This is a genomic window from Niallia sp. Man26, from assembly GCF_022049065.2.
In the GTDB taxonomy this organism is placed as follows: Bacteria; Bacillota; Bacilli; order Bacillales; family Cytobacillaceae; genus Niallia.
Genome location: NZ_CP095744.1, coordinates 469,266 through 487,678, shown reverse-complemented (window position 1 = coordinate 487,678; position 18,413 = coordinate 469,266). Strand labels below are relative to the sequence as shown.

22 protein-coding genes, 1 pseudogene and 1 riboswitch are annotated in these 18,413 nt (G+C 36.8%); of the genes and pseudogenes, 11 read left to right on the top strand and 12 right to left on the bottom strand.

Annotation, left to right across the window (positions count from 1 at the left end; genetic code table 11):
* The first annotated feature begins 38 nt into the window (after window positions 1–38).
* Genes L8T27_RS21895 through aroQ form a run of 3 tightly spaced genes read left to right on the top strand, consistent with a single transcriptional unit; the run spans window position 39 to window position 2,634 of the window.
* Window positions 39–1,217, top strand: a complete 1,179-nt coding sequence (locus L8T27_RS21895) for an MFS transporter (RefSeq protein WP_233315015.1) — start codon at window positions 39–41, stop codon at window positions 1,215–1,217.
* Window positions 1,218–1,265: 48 nt separating this feature from the next.
* On the top strand, window positions 1,266–2,165 hold the full coding sequence (locus L8T27_RS21890; protein ID WP_233315016.1) for a quinate/shikimate dehydrogenase: 900 nt from the start codon (window positions 1,266–1,268) through the stop codon (window positions 2,163–2,165).
* Window positions 2,166–2,190: 25 nt separating this feature from the next.
* A complete protein-coding gene (aroQ, locus tag L8T27_RS21885; RefSeq protein WP_233315017.1) occupies window positions 2,191–2,634 on the top strand; it encodes a type II 3-dehydroquinate dehydratase in 444 nt (147 codons plus the stop codon).
* 47 nt (window positions 2,635–2,681) lie between these two features.
* On the opposite strand, the gene L8T27_RS21880 is transcribed toward aroQ, so the two are convergent.
* A complete protein-coding gene (locus L8T27_RS21880) occupies window positions 2,682–3,317 on the bottom strand; it encodes an NAD(P)H-dependent oxidoreductase (protein WP_233315018.1) in 636 nt (211 codons plus the stop codon).
* Window positions 3,318–3,390: 73 nt separating this feature from the next.
* Window positions 3,391–3,708, bottom strand: a complete 318-nt coding sequence (locus tag L8T27_RS21875) for a winged helix-turn-helix transcriptional regulator (protein ID WP_233315019.1) — start codon at window positions 3,706–3,708, stop codon at window positions 3,391–3,393.
* A gap of 378 nt (window positions 3,709–4,086) precedes the next feature.
* On the opposite strand from L8T27_RS21875, the pseudogene L8T27_RS21870 reads away from it, so the two are divergent.
* The 4 genes and pseudogenes from L8T27_RS21870 (at window position 4,087) to L8T27_RS21855 (ending at window position 7,599) form a co-directional block, all read left to right on the top strand.
* Window positions 4,087–4,584, top strand: a pseudogene (locus L8T27_RS21870) (VOC family protein).
* A gap of 18 nt (window positions 4,585–4,602) precedes the next feature.
* Window positions 4,603–5,799, top strand: coding sequence for a DUF4085 family protein (locus L8T27_RS21865; protein WP_237942971.1), 1,197 nt, complete (start codon window positions 4,603–4,605; stop codon window positions 5,797–5,799).
* Window positions 5,800–5,995: 196 nt separating this feature from the next.
* Window positions 5,996–7,087, top strand: a complete 1,092-nt coding sequence (locus L8T27_RS21860; RefSeq protein WP_233315021.1) for a low temperature requirement protein A — start codon at window positions 5,996–5,998, stop codon at window positions 7,085–7,087.
* A gap of 86 nt (window positions 7,088–7,173) precedes the next feature.
* The gene (locus tag L8T27_RS21855) at window positions 7,174–7,599 is read left to right on the top strand and encodes a PH domain-containing protein (protein WP_237942969.1); all 426 of its coding nucleotides are present in this window, start codon (window positions 7,174–7,176) and stop codon (window positions 7,597–7,599) included.
* Window positions 7,600–7,634: 35 nt separating this feature from the next.
* Here the strand turns inward: L8T27_RS21855 and L8T27_RS21850 are convergent, their stop codons facing one another.
* From L8T27_RS21850 to L8T27_RS21835, 4 genes are all read right to left on the bottom strand, one after another.
* A complete protein-coding gene (locus L8T27_RS21850; protein WP_237942967.1) occupies window positions 7,635–8,366 on the bottom strand; it encodes an ABC transporter permease in 732 nt (243 codons plus the stop codon).
* Window positions 8,359–9,282, bottom strand: a complete 924-nt coding sequence (locus tag L8T27_RS21845; protein WP_233315024.1) for an ABC transporter ATP-binding protein — start codon at window positions 9,280–9,282, stop codon at window positions 8,359–8,361. Before L8T27_RS21845 ends, L8T27_RS21850 begins: the two co-directional genes overlap by 8 nt.
* A 67-nt stretch (window positions 9,283–9,349) precedes the next feature.
* Window positions 9,350–10,327: a sensor histidine kinase gene (locus L8T27_RS21840; protein WP_237942965.1), complete on the bottom strand. Its 978-nt coding sequence runs from the start codon at window positions 10,325–10,327 to the stop codon at window positions 9,350–9,352.
* Window positions 10,281–10,985: a response regulator transcription factor gene (locus L8T27_RS21835; protein WP_233315026.1), complete on the bottom strand. Its 705-nt coding sequence runs from the start codon at window positions 10,983–10,985 to the stop codon at window positions 10,281–10,283. The genes L8T27_RS21840 and L8T27_RS21835 overlap by 47 nt, the downstream gene beginning before the upstream one ends.
* A 127-nt stretch (window positions 10,986–11,112) precedes the next feature.
* Here L8T27_RS21835 and L8T27_RS21830 point away from each other — a divergent pair, with 127 nt between their 5' ends.
* A complete protein-coding gene (locus L8T27_RS21830; protein ID WP_237942964.1) occupies window positions 11,113–11,268 on the top strand; it encodes a hypothetical protein in 156 nt (51 codons plus the stop codon).
* Window positions 11,269–11,297: 29 nt separating this feature from the next.
* Here L8T27_RS21830 and L8T27_RS21825 read toward each other — a convergent pair whose 3' ends face one another.
* Complete coding sequence (locus tag L8T27_RS21825; protein WP_233315028.1) at window positions 11,298–11,651, bottom strand: VOC family protein; 354 nt, start codon at window positions 11,649–11,651, stop codon at window positions 11,298–11,300.
* Window positions 11,652–11,825: 174 nt separating this feature from the next.
* Window positions 11,826–11,907, top strand: a riboswitch (cyclic di-GMP riboswitch).
* Window positions 11,908–12,024: 117 nt separating this feature from the next.
* Between L8T27_RS21825 and L8T27_RS21820 the strand changes: the two genes are divergently transcribed.
* Together L8T27_RS21820 and L8T27_RS21815 are read left to right on the top strand one after the other, a co-directional pair.
* On the top strand, window positions 12,025–12,855 hold the full coding sequence (locus L8T27_RS21820; RefSeq protein WP_233315029.1) for a methyl-accepting chemotaxis protein: 831 nt from the start codon (window positions 12,025–12,027) through the stop codon (window positions 12,853–12,855).
* Between the two features lie 241 nt (window positions 12,856–13,096).
* A complete protein-coding gene (locus tag L8T27_RS21815; RefSeq protein ID WP_237942962.1) occupies window positions 13,097–13,561 on the top strand; it encodes a C40 family peptidase in 465 nt (154 codons plus the stop codon).
* A gap of 70 nt (window positions 13,562–13,631) precedes the next feature.
* On the opposite strand, the gene L8T27_RS21810 is transcribed toward L8T27_RS21815, so the two are convergent.
* Window positions 13,632–14,108, bottom strand: coding sequence for a hypothetical protein (locus tag L8T27_RS21810; protein ID WP_237942960.1), 477 nt, complete (start codon window positions 14,106–14,108; stop codon window positions 13,632–13,634).
* 179 nt (window positions 14,109–14,287) lie between these two features.
* Window positions 14,288–15,268: a CgeB family protein gene (locus L8T27_RS21805; RefSeq protein ID WP_233315032.1), complete on the bottom strand. Its 981-nt coding sequence runs from the start codon at window positions 15,266–15,268 to the stop codon at window positions 14,288–14,290.
* A gap of 162 nt (window positions 15,269–15,430) precedes the next feature.
* On the opposite strand from L8T27_RS21805, the gene L8T27_RS21800 reads away from it, so the two are divergent.
* Window positions 15,431–16,042 carry a polysaccharide deacetylase family protein gene (locus L8T27_RS21800; RefSeq protein WP_233315033.1) on the top strand — a complete coding sequence of 204 codons (612 nt, stop codon included), beginning with the start codon at window positions 15,431–15,433 and terminating at the stop codon, window positions 16,040–16,042.
* 25 nt (window positions 16,043–16,067) lie between these two features.
* On the opposite strand, the gene L8T27_RS21795 is transcribed toward L8T27_RS21800, so the two are convergent.
* The 3 genes from L8T27_RS21795 to L8T27_RS21785 all read right to left on the bottom strand — a co-directional run bounded on the left by L8T27_RS21795 (window position 16,068) and on the right by L8T27_RS21785 (window position 18,396).
* On the bottom strand, window positions 16,068–17,144 hold the full coding sequence (locus L8T27_RS21795) for a tetratricopeptide repeat-containing glycosyltransferase family 2 protein (RefSeq protein WP_233315034.1): 1,077 nt from the start codon (window positions 17,142–17,144) through the stop codon (window positions 16,068–16,070).
* A gap of 58 nt (window positions 17,145–17,202) precedes the next feature.
* Window positions 17,203–17,481 carry a hypothetical protein gene (locus L8T27_RS21790; protein WP_233315035.1) on the bottom strand — a complete coding sequence of 93 codons (279 nt, stop codon included), beginning with the start codon at window positions 17,479–17,481 and terminating at the stop codon, window positions 17,203–17,205.
* Between the two features lie 126 nt (window positions 17,482–17,607).
* The gene (locus L8T27_RS21785; RefSeq protein ID WP_233315036.1) at window positions 17,608–18,396 is read right to left on the bottom strand and encodes a HipA family kinase; all 789 of its coding nucleotides are present in this window, start codon (window positions 18,394–18,396) and stop codon (window positions 17,608–17,610) included.
* Window positions 18,397–18,413: the final 17 nt, after the last annotated feature.

Below are 18,413 nucleotides of genomic sequence, written 5' to 3'. Positions count from 1 at the left end.
TCTTATTTAAAAAAGCTTTTGTATTTAGGAGTGTAAAAATGAAAAATCCTTTTATCAAGTCATCATTTGGAATGTATATGAACTACTTTATGCTCGGCATGATCAATATTATTATCGCCTCCAATATGGATAATCTTTCGGAACGTTACGCAGTTTCTGTTGGACAAATAAGCCTGCTCGTTTCTGCGATTGGAATTGGGAAATTAATAGCCTTGTTTTTTGTTGGCCGTCTTTCTGACAAATTAGGAAGAAAGCCAGTCATTATAACGGCTAATTTCCTCTATCTTGTATTCTTAATTGGTGTTCCAACGACAACCAATTATATCGTAGCATTTATCTTTGCCATATCTGCTGGTATCGCCAATTCACTGCTTGATTCAGGGACGTATCCAGCTTTAACAGAGTCATTCCCGAAGAAAGCAAGCTCAGCTTCTGTGTTAGTGAAAGCATCTGTATCAATCGGTGCTACATTGCTTCCATTTATCATGGCAATCTTAGTAGCTAACGGTATTTTCTGGGGCTGGACATTCTTTGGACTTGGAGTGTTATATCTACTTACTGGTATTTACTTAATGTTTATGCCTTTCCCAAATCATAAAAATCTTACAAAAGCAGATGGTGCTGCTGAAACTGTGTTTAAAGCACAGCCAAAGTTTGCTGGGGAAGGAATTGCCGTTATTTTAATGGGCTTCACCTCAACAGCGTTATTTGTTGTATGGCAAACATGGCTGCCGCAGCTTGGTAAACAATTTATAGGACTTGATTCAAGCCAAGCAGTGCAATTGCTTTCTTACTTTAGTATCGGCGCACTTGTTTCCGTATTGTTACTCGCTGTTGTATTAGATAAATTCATCTCGCCAATTATGGTGGCAATCGTTTATCCAATCGGTGCTTTTGTATCCATGCTTGTCTTATTTATGGTCAACTCTTACGGAATTGTTTTGGTTTGTACCTTCTTAATGGGGCTGTTTACATCAGGAATTCTGCAATTAGCATTAAGTATTATGATGAAGCTGTTCCCAGCAAATAAAGCAACTGCATCGTCGTATGTAAATATTGCTTCAAGTGCATCCTTTATACTTGTTCCAATCATTACTAGCAGTTTAGTAGGTTCGGCGGGAATATCGATGACATTAGTATTCGATATGGTCATCGCAGTAGTCAGTGTTCTTCTTGCTGTATATGTATTAAGCAGATTCAAAAAGATTTTTGCTTAATATTTAAATATAAAAATACAAATTTATGAAATAAGGGAGATTACTAATATGTCAAACGTACACGAAAAAAATATTGATGGAAAAACAAAATTAGTAGGCTTACTTGCTACACCAATCGGGCACAGTCTTTCACCACGTATGCATAATCTAGCATACACTTTAACAGATTTAAACTATGCTTATCTTGCTTTTGAAGTTGGTAATGATGAGCTTGAAGCAACAGTTAAAGGCCTAAAAGCAGCAGGGGCAGCAGGCTTCAATGTATCTATGCCGAACAAAATGAAAGTGTTAGAGTATTTGGATGAACTGGATGATTCGGCAAAATATGCTCGTGCCAGCAATACAGTAGTGAACCGTGACGGAAAATTAATTGGATACAATACAGACGGACAAGGCTATGTGAAGAACTTAATCGAACATGGTGTGAGCCTTGAAGGCCAAAAAGTAACACTAGTTGGTTCAGGCGGTGCGGCGACTCCAATTGCAATCCAGTTAGTACAATCAGGTATAAGAGAAATCAGCATTTTCGCTCGTAATGATGCTTTCTTCGTGCAAGCTGAGGAAAATGTAGATTACATTAATAAGGAAATGAAGCAATTCGGCGTAAAAGCTAATCTGTTTCCACTAGAAGATAAAGAAGCATTCCGTCGTGAAGTAGCAGAGAGTGCAATACTTGCTAATGGTACAAGCCTTGGCATGAAGCCGCTAGATCATTTAAGTATTATTGACGACACTTTAGATGTGCTACGTAAGGACTTAGTCGTAACAGATGTTGTTTACAACCCGCAAAAATCTAAATTATTGGCACAGGCAGAAGAAGCTGGCGCAACAGCTATTAACGGTTTAGGAATGATGTTATGGCAAGGTGCTTTAGGGTTTAAGCTGTTTACAGGTGTTGATATGCCTGTTGAGCAAGTGAAGGAAATTTTATTCGGAGACAATCAATAATTATAAACGATTGGAGAGAAAAACAATGAGCAAAAAATTCCTTATGTTACACGGCGTCAACCATAATATGTTCGGTAAACGTGACCCGAAGCAATACGGCACAATTACATTAGAGGAAATCAACAGCAATATTCAAAAATTAGCAGATGAGCTGCAAATTGAAGTTGAAACATATCAAACAAACCATGAAGGGGAAATGGTTGAAAAGATTCATGAAGCATTCCTAAATGGTATAGATGGTGTTGTGTTAAACGCAGGAGCATGGACACATTACAGCTACGCAATTAGAGATGCATTAGCTATATTGACTGTACCTGTAGTAGAAATTCATATGTCTAATATCCATTCACGTGAAGAATTCCGTCATACATCTGTTTTTGCAGATATTGCAACAGGTCAAATTTCTGGATTCGGAGAAGAAAGCTATGTGCTCGGTATTCGTGCAGCGGTAGCAGCAAGCCAAAAATAAATGAAAAGGCCAGATATGTTGATATCTGGCCTTTTTTATATGCTTATTTAAAAATTGGCAGCGGCCTCTTGTGCTTGAATAATAGCCTTTGCTTTAATTTCCTCTGCTTTTTCAGGAAATCGCTGCTGTCCCTCAATAATAATACTTTCAAAAGAGGACACTTCGAAGAAATTCATCATAACCTCTAAATAGCGATTGCTCATTTCATTCTTAGCTTCAGAGCCATGCGTGTAAATATCACCGCTCGATTGAATATGGAATGCTTTTTTACCTTTTAACAGCCCTACAGAACCTTCTTTTGTGTACTTGAAGGTTTTTCCTGATACAGTCACTGCATCGATATATGTTTTCATAACGGCAGGAATGGAGAAATTCCACATAGGGTTCACAAAAACATATTTATCCGCCAATAAGAATTGTCCTCCTAACTCTGCAAGACGGCCTGTTTTTAGTCTTTCAATATTGGAAAGCTGTTCGAAAGGGGTGCCTGCTTTTAGTTTTTCCCAGCCGTTAAATACATCTCTATCTAAATAGGGGATATCTGCTTCGTATAAGTCTAGGTGAACAATATGATCCTCTGGATGTAATGCTTTATAAGCTTCGATAAATTCTCGTCCTACTGCCATACTATAGGATGTTGTCTCATCATAGGGATTAGCTGTGATATATAGTATATTAGCCATTTTCTGCTCCTTTTTCGTCGATAAAAGTTTCGTCATTTATTTACTTTCCATCTGCATGCAATTTTGTTGCTAACTAGTCACTCATCCAACTTTCACCCCATTGGCTTATCGGACCAAGAATCTTTCCTAATTCTAACCCTTTTTCTGTCAATAAGTATTCTGCTCGCACTGGCCTTTCGGTGATAATATGCCGAATCACTACTCCATGATCCTCTAATTCCTTCATTCGTTCCGTAAGCATGCGTTTGCTTAAATCCGGTATGATTTTGTGTATCTCACTAAAGCGCTTAGGTCCGCTTAACAAAACATAAATAATTAAGCCCGTCCATCTTTTTCCGATAAGTTCAAAGCTTTTTTCCACTTTAGGGCCTAATTGATGCTGTTCGTTCATTAACATATATCTCCTTCAAGATAGATTTCTTCGTTATTTATTATGATTTTTTATATTTATATTATAACTAATATTTGTGAGGAATTTAACAAATTAACATTATAGTAACTAAGAAAAGTAAAAACAGTATATGAAAGCGTGCAAAAATGATGCAGAGTATAGGAGAGTAATATCTGTCTTAGTTAGTAATGAAAAAGTTAGAAAGCAATAGAGCTGAAGTTTTTGAGTGCGATTTGCTAAATAAAGATTTTGAATTCTTGTTTACATAATAAAATTATAATAAATTTGTTTGAGTTCCTTGCTGAAATGAAACTTTACCATGCAAAAATACGTAGGAAGAGTTAACAGCAATAAATTAAACTTGTCAGGAGCGTACTCATGTCTACTATTCAAAAAATCACAGCAAATCTTTGGTTTAATACAGAGGCAGAAGATGCGGTGAGGCACTATACGTCGATTTTTAACAACTCTTCCATTGGCAAAATTACACGTTACGGTAAACAGCGTCAAATAATCAGCGGGATTTCCGAGGGAGATGTAATGACGATAAGCTTTACTATCGAAGGGTAGGAATTCGTCGCATTAAACGGTGGCAGCACACATAAATTCACGGAAGCCATTTCATTTATTGTTCATTGTGCAACACAAGAGGAGCTTGATTATTATTGGACTAAGCTGTCAGAAGGCGGCGATGAGAAGGCCCAAGTGTGCGGGTGGCTAAAGGACCGTTTTGGTGTATCCTGGCAAATAGTCCCAGTAAGTTTGAATGATATGATAGCAGATCCTGACCCGGACAAATCACAGCGAGTAATGAACGCTGTGATGAAAATGAAAAAAATTGACTTAAGTGTATTAGAGGATGCTTATACACAATAAAACGAGGAGTTGTTAACTATGTGGAATCTTACATTGGAGGCAAAAAAAGCTTTTACCCAATGTAATCTACTGCCGATAAATGAAACCGATGAGGAATGGGGAATGGTGTTATCGGAAGCAAAAGAAGAGGGCGAAGATATACATACAGCTTTAAAAGATGAACTGGAGGATGTGAAAGCAGAATTACAGGAAGTTTTGCCAAAGTTGTTTCTACCTTATTTGGAAGATGGCACATTAAATCAGCCTGATCTTCCTGCAACAGTCCGTGGTGATTATTTGCAATGGATAAAGGAGCAAGAAGAGAAATTTGAAGATATTTTAGATGCTGCCTATATGCAAACAACTGAAGCAGCTGCATCACTATCTTCAACAGCACAAGCGGTTTTTGCAGCAGGAATACATGATTTTGCGGTAGAGCGGTTGGAACGGAAGGGAAATGAGTTGCATCTTTTTGTTAATACAGAAGGAGGTTTTTCTACAGCTTCTTATATACACTTCCATTTTGAAAATATTACAGCAGAAGAAGATCCTTGTATGATTATGGCAGGACAATATATGCTATACAGTGAGTTAAAGAAAACGAAAGATGGTTTTGCTTTACGTGTGCTGCTTGACTGTCCTGAAACAGAATGGACTATTCATATGGAGAAAATAAATGCGGCATGTTATTATCGCCCAAGTATTTACACGCAATATAGAGCGGAGGAAAAGCTGGAAGATTTAGCATGGAATGACTTTGTGAAGCAGCTGAACGGAGAGCATTCATATTGGCTGATTACACAAGACATACTCTCACCTATTCAGTCCTTTACAAACAACGTTCAACTCGTAAATGGCAAGGTTGAATTCGAAAAAAATAAGATCATTATCACATCAAAAAACAGCCAATCACAATATAGCTTAGCTGAATACCATCTAGCTGATTTTCTTTATACCGATATTTATGAAGATCCGGACAGTCAGTCTAATGAACCGCTGGCAGTAGAAGAATTAGAAGCAGCAATCTTAGAAGGCAGTATAGAAATGCAAGTTCGTGCTTGGAATACCATTTATCATAACCCTGAAAAACATCTAGATTTAATCAATTCGTTATTATTACAAGTGGAAATTACAGAAGAAAATGAAATGCTGTTAAGTGTCTATCTAACATATTTTTATGAAAAAGATATATTAACAGATGAAGTAAGCAGGAAATATCAGTCCCTTCTTCTGTAAAACTTCTGAGGCTGCCTTTTGGCAGTTTTTTTGTAGTTTTGGAAGGAGGTGAAAACAATATATTACCTATTTATACGTTGCTTATTCTGTTAAAATAAGCTGTAGAGCATTCTTTATCTGAATATCAGGGGAATATTCTGAATCTTACATAAAAAAGAAAAATTATATTTTAAGGGGAATGAGGAGGAATTCTAAATTGCATGAAAAGAAAGTGACATGGTTAGAGCTTTTTTATGATTTACTGTTTGTTGCATCTGTTGCGGTCGCTACACATGTTTTGCTACATGTGGAAGACGGACATATACATACAGAATATTTGTTTAAATTTGTGCTGATATTTGTGCCGATTTGGTGGGCATGGGTAGGACAAACGATGTTTGTTAACCGCTTCGGACAGGATGCGTTTCATCAGCGAATCTTTTTAATTCTACAAATGTTTTTTGCGTTACTTATGACTTCAAGCTTATCGGTAGATTTTGATCCGTATTATCTGTCCTTCTTAATCGGGTATATTGGCTTAAGAGCTGTAACAGCTGTTCAATATTTGGTCGTGCAACGGATTGAAGAGGGAGACCGGAAGCTGGCAGCACAATTTTTCGGAAGATATTTCTGGATAGGAATAGCCGTTTCGTTATTGTCACTGTTTTTCGAGTCGTGGATTCGTTATGCCATCCTGTATGCAGGAATTCTTATCGATATAATTGTGCCGATATTAGGCCGTAAATATTTAGTTAAAGTACCTACAGACACAGGGCATCTTTTAGAGCGTTTCGGTTTATTTACAATTATCCTCTTTGGTGAGTCACTTGTCAGTACATTGGCAGTCATTCAGCCTACTCAAGGAGATTGGGAATCAATCAGTTTTGCGATTGGAGCATTTTTACTGATTATTGCGATGTGGTGGCAGTATTTTGATAACGTCGAGAAAAAAGTAGATAAATCCATCCAAACTGCCGGTCAAACAATCATTTATGGACATCTATTTATACTTATGTCATTAAGTGCAATTGCTGCATCCATCAGACTGATGGTTTTACATGAGATTGACTATCATTTTAGCTTATATTTCACCTTCGGATCTGTGCTGCTGTACTTCTTTTCGACTACATTTGTTTTCCATCAGTACAGACATGTGCATCATCGTCTAAAAATCTATCACTTAGGTTTGTTTTTAGGCATGCTGGCAGTGTTCTTTATTTTTAATTTACTTGTTCCTGTTTCGTCAATAGTAATAGTAGTGGAATTAACATTCTTTTTTATTGTTTATGCAAAGCTGACAACAACTTAAGAAAAAGCGTGATACCTATTCTTTTAGACTGCGATTTCTGCAGTCTAAAAGAATAAATAAACTAACTTTTCTCGGAGGTGACTTCAGTGAAGTTTAAGTCAAAAAAAGACTGGTGGTTAACCGTTATTATTTGGGGAGCATGTATTTTTGCTATAGGCAGTGGCATATATGGACTTATGGTAAAACCATTCAGTATATATGTGTTCATAATCGTTTTGCTTGGCGCCATTATTTTACCACTAATTATGCTGTGGTTTTGGCTGGCTACTTATTATGTCATCACAGACGACAGCTTAATAATTAAATATGGACCATTCCAGACGACCATACCGCTCCATCGTATACAATCTCTTAAGAAAACTAGAAATCCCTTATCAAGCCCCGCCTTATCCTTACAGCGAATTGAAATCTTCTACGATAAATACAGCTCTGTTCTTATCTCACCGGAGAAAAGGGAAATGTTCATAAAAGTCCTTTCTAGCAAATGTCCTCATATGAAAGTCAGTAACTAAAGCGGAGAAATGCTCTTTTTCCCCGCCAATTAACCTTATAACTCCTGATTCTTGAAGGAATAGAAGGACATAAATAGGCCAACAATTGCACATATGCTTATAGAAGCATATGCTATACCGAAAAACACGTTTACTCCTGGAGCGGTTAACAATGCTACCGCAGACCACGGTACGATGCTGCTTAGTGTTTCCGGCCAGTATAACCCAGCAAATCCAATCGCACTGAAAATAAGGGAACATAGCAAAGAAGGGTAGAAGGTTTTCCTTTGCATAACAGCTATCCAAATGACAGGAGTGAGTGTGCAAAAGTTGTATACTCCGGTTTTTCCCACCATTTCTATCATTTCTGGGACAGATCTGCTCGAAGACTGACTGCCATATAAGAAGTAAGCTCCAGCAAGAATAATGCCAAGATAAAGCAGGGTTATTATCATATGCCACACAGCCCAAACAATTATCTTTCCAGCCAGAAATTTTTCACGTTTAACAGGTGCGGTCATCGTATTGATCATTGTATGGTCACTATATTCTTTTTGAATCAGAAATGTCAGTAAAAAGGAGCTCAAGATTGGGTAAATAATTAACTGACACAATAAGGATTGGCTAAAGAGCCAAGTCATAACAGGATCATCAGGTGTTGTACCTTTGTACTGGTAAAGGTCATCTGCAATGAGCAGGCATGGCAGGAGAAGAGCGAGACAAGTGCAAACTAGCATTAGTTTATTGCGACGAAGCTTCATGCATTCTGCAGCAAGAACATTAAGCAATGCCTGCACCCCCTGTAATTTTTTTGAAGTATTCTTCTAGATTATCATTGCATATTTGAATAGTAGAAACACCCACACCAGCTGTTACTAAGCGCTTATTTAGTTCTTCAGGATTTACAGTAGTATCGTAAATTCGAATAGAGTTGTCTGCTTCGACGGAATAGTCGGAAATAGCAAGGCTGTGTTCAAGAACATGCGCTGCCTGTGATTGAGATGAAACACAAACACGAATATACTTATTGTTCTTCTTTTCAAGCTCTGCCATTGTGCTTTCTTCTAGTAGAACACCTTTGTCAATAATGCCGATATCATCTGCCATTAAGGCAATTTCTGAAAGAATATGGCTGGATATAAGAATCGTTTTTCCATACTCTGTACTTAAGCTGCGGATGAAAGCACGAATTTCTGCAATTCCAATTGGATCCAGACCGTTTGTTGGTTCGTCTAAAATCAATAATTCCGGATCATTAAGAAGGGCGTTTGCTATCCCAAGCCGCTGTTTCATTCCTAAAGAATAGGCTGCAAACTTTTTGCTGTCATTATAAGGAAGGTCCACTGTTTCAAGGGCACGCTTTACTGCGTCTTTTTTTATCGTTCCTCTCAACCTAGCAAATATCTGCAGATTTTCCGTTCCAGTGAGATTAGGATAAAAGCCTGGAATTTCTACAATAGATCCAATCCTTGGGTACAGCTTACTTTGATTCTTATTAAGTGGTTGCCCGAACAAGTGAACTTCACCAGCAGATATGGAGGATAATCCTAATAACATTTTCATTATTGTCGTTTTGCCTGCACCATTCCTTCCTAGCAGACCGTAAACATGTCCTCGCCGTACATTTATATGTACACCGTCGACCACTGTATTGTTTCCATATTTTTTTGTCAGATTTTTCGTTTGAATAATATAATCGCTCAAATCATTCAGCTCCTTTCCTTACAAGAATAACAGGCTAACCTTGCTTAAACCTTGCCGTTAACTTGAATTATTCTTGTTTGCTTGAAGGGAGATGTAAAGGCAGCTCCATAAAAAAAGCTGTACCTTGCTTTAGAGTGCTCTCTACGGTTATCTTTCCTCCGATTCCTTTAACTAATTCCTTCACGATAGCTAGACCAAGTCCGTTGCCTTTCACACCACGAGCAGAATTTCCTTTATAAAGCCTATCAAAAATATGTGGTAAATGAGATTCAGCAATTCCAATCCCATTATCTCGTATTTCCGCATAGACATTACTGTTTTTTATGTAAATATATATGAACAGAGAGGAAGCAGAACTATGATTTAATACATTTTGTAAGAGATTGTCTAATATACGTTTCCATGCTGTCTTATCTGTTATCATATACTGCACTTCTTCTGGAATAGAAATAACATAGTCCATGCCAGCATCCTCCAGCTGAGGAATCCAGTCAGCTACTATTGTTCTTGTATATTCAAATATCTCCACTTCATCCAAGTCGTACAGCCGTTCACCTGATTCCAGCTTCAGCCATTCAAACAGAGTATCAATGAAATGATGGAGGTCATGCGCTTTTGATAAGGATGTCTTCAAATAATGGTCTTTATCACTATCATTAACTAAACCTAGTTGTATTGCTTCAAGATAGCCGGTTAAAGAGGCTAAAGGAGTTCTTATATCATGGGACAAGCTTGTAACCAACTGCCGGTATGCTTTTTCAGATTGTTTATGGTGGACAATTTCACTCTTCGCATTAATAACAACTTCGTTTATTTTATAGCTTAACTCTGCAGCAATGGAATTTTCAGCAATAACGATACGCCTGTCCATATTTCCTTGTGCCATCTCATCGACTACAAGGGTAATATCGTTCAGCTCTTTTTTTATACTACGTATGTAAATGAATAGGAAAATAACAATGAGCAGCAAAATAACAGAAAAAATAATAGATAAAATATTAACCATGATGATTAAACCGATAACCAACTCCGCGAATAGTTTCAATAAATAAGAGGCCTTTGGCGGGATTCTCAATTTTTTTTCGTAATTTACTAATAAAGGACATGATATTGTTATCATCAAAAGCATATTCATCATGCCAGACTTGATTGTATAACTGGCTTTTTGTGAAGATTCTGCCTTTGTTACAAGCCAAAAAATACAGCAAGTCAAACTCCTTTGCTGTCAGTTTCACAAACTCACTATCTATGAAAACAGAGCGATTGTCTGCATCGATAGTAATAGTAGGAAAGGTTAATTTACTATTAAGAGCCTTCGAATCATGAGCGTTTAAAATGGTATTTCTCCTGATTAAAGATTCAATTCTGGCCAGAAACTCTCGGATACCAAAGGGCTTTGTTAAATAATCGTCTGCACCAAGCTGCAAGCCTTTCACTTTATCTGTCTCATCACCTTTAGCTGTCAGCATTAAAATGGGAATATTGCTGTTTTGCCTAATCTGTTCTAATAAACTAAAGCCATTAATATCAGGGAGCATCACGTCAAGTATCGCAACATGATAATGGCCGTTAAGGAAGAGGGATATGCCGTTCGAAGCAGTATGAGCAACATCTGCTTCAGTGCCAGCTGTGGCAAGACAATTCTGAAGCAGTTTGCAAAGCTCTGTATCATCATCGATAATTAATGCCTTATGAGTAGTCACAAGATCACTTCTTTCTATATTTACTAATTGTCATTTGTTTTTCCTCTAAAAAATTCCATATTTGGAGTTTGCTATAAATTATACGCAGATAAAGCATATGTATCAAGACCAGAGTATTAGGAGGAAGGTGAGGGTCTTTAAAGAATTCATTTGGTGTATAGCTGCCTTTGTTTTAGGCTTAATGGGTGTTGGCGCAGCAACATGTTTCATGGGCTTTATCGCCCTCGTTTTTGTAGTAAAGAAAGTAAGCAGCTCAAATCCTGTTACAAATAACTCCGTTTGAGGAGATCAGCTAACCTGATCTCTTCTTATTTAACATTTACAAACCATTAAATGATTTCCATCCGGGTCTTTGAAAGTGAAATAATGTTCATGTTGAATGGTGGTAACTAACTCAATTTGTTTTTTTTCTGAGTACGCATATGCTGCCTTAATATCTTCTGTATTAAAATGAAATAATGGTGTATTAATAATGTTTCCTTCTGCGTATATTTTGCTGTCCAGCACAATGCCTGTTCCTTCCATTGGCAATACATACAGATGATCAAACAAGATTTCACCATTTGCAGGCAAACCTAAAAAGTCACAGTACCAATCTTTTGCTTTTTCAATATCGCTAACAGGGATAAAGATAGTTCCCACATGATTTTTTATAGGCCTGGTCATTCTACTCCTCCTTCAATAATACTCCTTTAAAAAAACTGCTTAGTAGTTTTACTTCCACATTATCAAGTTTTCATCCTTTAATAGGATAAAATATAGGAGTAATTTCCTATTTTAAACATTGAATTACAGCCGTTATAAATAGTAGCTGGAAATTAATTAGAAGTAGAATCAAACTCTAGAAAAAGGCAAACTTGTTGAAAGATAAGGACGCAAAACCACAGGTCTAAGGAAATTCTACGATGGCTGGGTTACCGAAGGGAGAATAACGATATAAATTGAAGAGACTGTGATTAATAAATATTAAAGCTGTACGGAACTAGTAGTATATCTAAAAATTGTAATTAAAAACTAAATAGAAAAAGGAAGAACGAACTTGAACACAACTGGAGAAATCAACAAAAGTACTCAAGTGTTAGAAGCCAACTCTGTATTAGCAGCACTAGAATCTAATTTGGCAATTGTTGAATTTGATTTGACTGGTAAGGTCATTTGGGCAAACGAACATTTTGCAAATACACTTGGATATAGTGTGCATGCATTGAAAGACATGCTTCATAAGCAGTTTTGCACACAAGAATTGCAAAACAGCAGGGAATATGCACTTTTATGGGAAAACTTAAGAAAAGGCACTAAGTTCCAGGAGAAAATCCAACGAGTTGGCAGAAGCGGAAATTTATTATGGCTGGAAGCCACCTATATTCCTGTATTAAACGATAATGGGGAAGCAGCAGCAGTACTCAAAATAGCTACAGATATTACAGAGCGTGAAAACAAAACATTAGAGCTTGTTTCCTTATTAAAGAATCTTTCCTTAGATCTAGGTGAAATAGTCAGTGATAACGCTAAGGAGAATATGCAGGCGATTCAATCCTTACAGGAACAAACAGATTTAATTAGAGGACTGTCTAAATCCATTCAAAATATATCTTTACAAACCAATATACTCGCATTAAATGCAGGAATTGAAGCTGCCCGAGCAGGCGAGCATGGACGTGGTTTTAATGTGGTTGCAACAGAAGTAAGGAAACTAGCTGGAAATGTGGAAGACGCTATTAAAAAAATCAACAGTAATATTGAAAATATAGCAACAGAGGTAAATAAGGTTAGTGAAGTCACCAAAAACTCTCAAGAAGTGGTAAGTTCCACGCAATCAGAGATTTGTGGGAAAATGAACGAGTTTGAAGGTTTAAATAATAGAGTCTAAACTACTTTCTTACAAAAGTATAACCGCCTTTTTAGGCGGTTATTTTTTTAGAATTGGCAACCCTTCCTTAATATTCCTCTATCATTTCAAAAACTAGCGAAATTTGTAATACTCGTAATATTTCTTAATGAAAGTGTAATGAGAATTCACTATATTTTTCTGAATATATTGATATACTAAGATAGTTAAAACGTCGAGATACATAGCCAATGGAAAACACATAATTTTGGAGGTTACCATCATGAAGAAGGCCATTATCGCAGTATTGGCAAGTTTAAGTTTACTCGCAGGAGTATTTATTCCGTCTCCACTTGATTCAGGAAAGGTAGAGGCTGCTTCTGCTTCCTATAAGGATAAAGCAGTTAAAGAAGGCAAAAAGGTAATAGGAACAAAATATAAATGGGGCGGCACGACAAAAGCTGGTTTTGATTGCTCAGGCTTTGTTAACTATGCGTTTAAAAAAGCAGGCAAAAGCTTGCCAAGAACTACCGCTGACCTATACAAAAAAGGTCAAAAAGTCTCTAAAAGCAAGCTGGAAAAGGGAGATATGGTATTTTTCCAAACCTATAAAAAGGGCGCTTCCCATGTCGGTATTTACATAGGTGACAATAAATTTATTCATGCAGATTCTACTAAAGGCGTAACAATTACAAGTTTAAGCAACAGCTATTGGAAATCTAAATACTACAGTGCAAAGCGTATTTAAAACATAAATCATCAAACAGAGCAGCCACAGGATGCTCTGTTTTTTTATAGAGACTTTTAATGGAAAGTGGTTACTCTTTTTCTTCCTTAGGGAGTAAATTTAGAAATTTAGCAAGAGAAAGCAGTGTAGAAGACCGTTTTTCAAACAAATATTCTTTATTTGTGTACTCTTCCATCTCTGCTTTTATATTTTCTGGGATATATTCTTCTGGAATGAGGATTGAAACATGGGCTTTTATTTTTGGAATATCTAACTGATCGGAAAGGTAAGATAGATGATTTCCTTCCCCGGCAGCAGCATACTTCCCATTAGGAAGACGGACTAAGTGTAAATCAGCGTGCAATTTATCATCCCAGCCTTTTGTTTCAACAGATTTCTTTAGTTCAATCAGCTTCTCATCATTTTTAATCTCCTTTGGTGTATGGCTTAAGCCTATGATATCTCTAGGTGATACGGAAGTGACGCCATAATCAACCGTTACATAAGGCTTATAAGGGCTGACCGCTTGATCAAAGAGTATCCACCGTTTTTTAAAGATTTTTAGCAATGGAAACACCTCCTGCTATAAAGCTATTTACTACGGAGCTATTTCATTCCAATAAAATCAAAAAGGACAGATACATGACCTCACAGCTTTCTATATGGAGTGTGTATACATACATTTCAGTGAGAGAGCGTTATTCTGTCTTTGTAATGCGAAAACCTACCGACAAGAGGGAGTTAGGATTATTTAATTATTCCTTCTTTAATCAGTGTTTGGATAGCTTGTTTAGCTCTTTTCTCATAGGAGTGATTAGAAACAGTTTTATGTCCTTGTATTTTGATTTTTGTTCTTTCTTCTGGATGGTTCAAATAATAGTCGACTAAACTAAGCGTTTGCTGCTTGTTAGAAGATACAACCAAATCTTTTCCGGCTGTGAATAATTCTCTAACCCCCGGAGTGTCAGAAGTGATTAAGAAGCCTCCAGATCCTAAAATCTCATACGTACGTTGCGTAACCTGTGATTTGTAATTTTGCGGTCCGATGATTATTTTTGCACTATTGTACACTTTATAAGCATCTCTATATGGTAAATAACCATGAATCCAATCATTTGGGATATTTACGCCAAGTACATTGCCCATTTTATCCCAATCTGCTCCCCAAAAGTCAATGCGGATACCTTCCTCAACTAATGGTTTTATCAGAGTTTGCAGGGATTTATTCCGATAATGCTCAGGAGCTTCTGTAAGAATATGAGGATAGGCGTTTGCCACCACTACAATATCATAGATATTTTGAGCATTAGAAACAGGATAATGAATGCTGGGCTCAAAGCCGAAATCAAGATGAGCAGCAGGTATTTTTAGTTTCTTGTAGAAATCCACTAAACTTGTACTTAAGGTGAAAATAAAGTCTGGCTTCATTCTAGCGATCAGAGGAAGAGTAAAGTCAAGTGTGAAATGGGGATCCTCTACAGCCCAATATATATGTGGTATACCCGAAGCCTTCACTTGTGAACTTATTAATTTCTGCTTCCAAGGACTATCATTTTCTTCAGACCATCCCTCAGTAAAAATAAGCTGAGGCCGGAAGCTCGCAATTAAATTAGGAATTGTCTTTTCGTCTATTTTTCCTGAAACCAAAACTTCATGACCCGCATCCCTGAACCCGGCTGCTAACCCATACATTAAAAGTTCATTACTATCAATAAAGAGTATTCTCAAAAGGAGTCACCACCAGCAATTTTTTATTAATATATGAAAAGATGGACAAACATGAAACGGCTTGTATGAAATAAATTTAAATATGGTACAAATGGGAAAAACATTGATAACAATTTGACATATTTTATATATAAACTATTTTGCAAAAGAAAGGGGATAATTGTGGAAGCTGACTCTAAACGTTTTATCGCTTTAACATTTGATGATGGACCATCACCCTATACACTGGAGATTCTTCAAATCCTTAAAACACTTCAAGTAAAAGCAACTTTTTTTATCCTAGGTGAAAGTCTAGACAAATATCCTGGAATTCTTCAAGCGATAGTGAAGGATGGGCATACGGTGGCAAACCATACAATGAACCATCCAGACATTACTAAAATATCAAGGAATGTTTTGCTAGAAGAAATTGAAATTCTTAATCTGGAGCTCAAGAAAACTGCCAATCAAGATGTAAAGTTCTTTCGACCGCCGTATGGAGCGATTAATGAGGAGATTTACCGGACTATACATGAACTTGGACTAATACCAGTATTATGGGATATTGATACAAATGATTGGGATTTATCTCAGGAAGACCAAATTGAAGAACGTGTGATGGAAGGTATCAGAGCCGGGAAAGAAAATAAAATTGTTCTCATGCATGATGGAGGAGGGCCTAGGGAAAGGACAGTGCAAGCATTGCCTAGGATAATTGAAAATTTGCGAGAAAAAGGCTATGAGTTTTTAACAATGCAAGAGTACTTTTATAAAATTTATAACATAAAAACATAAGTGTTTAGAAGAACAAACTCCTCCATTAATTTAGAGGAGTTTGTTTAATATGCGTTTCTAACAAATATTTATTTTCTATGATTAAACTGTTGGTAGGATTGAATTTGTGAGCGATTACAATATGCTGGTATGCTTTCTTGCTATTCCCCAGCATAGAGTGGCAAACGCATAACTGTAAATGAGGAATCCATGTAGAACAGCCATGGTAAATAATGCCGCCTTCATCTACTTCTGGAAGAATTGTCGCATATTGAAACCAATGAAGTGCTGTTTTGGGATCATCCTTTTGCAGGAAAAGAAATCCGAGACGACAACAGTCTTCAGAACGGGGAAATCCACATTGAAATGTTTTTAATGCATACTCAACAGCATGTTCTATGTTAGACATTTGGGAATGGCATTCAGATATTTTGCGATAAGCAGTTCTTTCATCCTCCAGCCAATGATCTTCAGTCTGAATAAAATCCATATAGACAGGAATCGCTTCTTCATAAAAGCCATTATCATATAGTTCATTTCCATAATAGAACAGGTCGCGCGGCGTAAAAGAAATTCCTTGATTTAGAAGGTTCTTGTAAATGAGCAAGTTCCTATTATGATTAAGGTGAATTCTTTTATGGCTAATGGTTAAATCACTATGATAGATTTCTCCGCTCACATCTAGATATTCATGCACTGCTCCGTGCCATTTATATTGTTTGGAGCGTTTCACAAGCCTAAATTGCCTCAGGCTTGCTAAAACGTTGCCTGCCTCATCAAAAGCGGCTTGGTATTTCATTGTGATTGCATCCACGGTTGATGGAAGTGTTTCTTTCAAACGGGATAACTTTTCTGTATCATCAAAGATGTCATCTGCATCCATAGTCAATATATATTCCTTGCTCGCATGTTCAAAGGCGAAATTTCTGGCAGCTGAAAAGTCATCAATCCATTGAAAATGGTAAATATTATTCGTATATGTCCGGGCAATTTCAATGGTGCGGTCTGTCGAGCCTGTATCTACAATAATGATTTCATCTACCATATCTTTTAAGGAATCTAAACATCTGCCGAGTGTGTTTTCCTCATTTTTGACAATCATGCATAAGCTAATTGAAATCATACGTTCCTCCATATAAATATATCTGCATCCCGTTATAGGATGCAGACAATCATGTTGTTTAGTCTTCAGGATTAATATACTGGTTGTACAAATCTTCAATCCATGTTTGATAATCTTGATCATTTGTCATAGGATTCTGATTCTGTGAAACTGTCATTCCGGCAACTCCGGTCATCCCAGTCATCCCAGTCATCCCAGTCATCCCGGTCATTCCAGTCATTCCAGTCATTCCAGTTAATCCGGTAACTCCCTTAAGACCTTTTAACTTGTGCGGAAGATGGTGTTTTTTATGGGGACCTTTATGATGCTTTGGAGGTTTTGGGGGTTTAGGTGGCATATTCATCAACTCCAATTTATAAGTTACTATAAAATATTACTTTAAGGAGAAAATTGTTCTAGGACAAACACTACAAAAATGAACTTTTTTCTTTTGCTTTTTGAGAATCTGTACATAAAAGCTGTATTAGAGTCTTGAAGAATTCCAAATCGGGAAGTAACTCCTTAAATCAGCAATTGTCTTCTTCATTTGTTGTTTTTTTATTATCAGATGGAACAGCAGCATTTTTACTTCTTCCTTTGAGACTTGCCAATCGGAAGGAATATCTTTACCAAATGCAGCGGCAATCTCCTCGTCTTTTATAGAATAAAGCTTATTTAATGCCAATCCGAAAGGGTCGGCGTTATCGATGAAGGGTACAAATTCTTCATAAGTAGACCCCCAGATGACATGATTGTTCCATGTATAATAGTTGAGACTTTCAATACTCCACTCAGGACCATAAAAGGCGTCAGCGTGATCAATAAATGCCAATTGGTATGGATTATTGCCGGATAGCAATATGTTTTGTCGTTCTTCCCTTCGATCGTAATTCGATATCCAATTGTCGAACATAATAATTTCAGGGAGTGTGAAAGTATTATTACAATGGTAGAGCTTATCAGATGAATACAAGCTTGCATTTTTAATAAGTAAACTTCCAAAATGAGGTCCTTCTTCAATAGCCATTCTTTTTAATAATTTTGGATCTTTAAGTTTCTTTTTTGAGAAGATAATTATTTTACCTGTCGCTATTGGGAGACCTAGAAGCTCGCCTAATCGATACGATACTAATTCATTGAATAACGATCTCTTTCCGTTTGGGTTTGACATCAATTTTACAATATACACATTTCCGTCACTGCACAGGAATAACTTTGCAGCCATTTCTCCTTCCTCAACATCTTTTATATATTCAACTGCATATACAGACATTTGCTTCCTCCTTTACA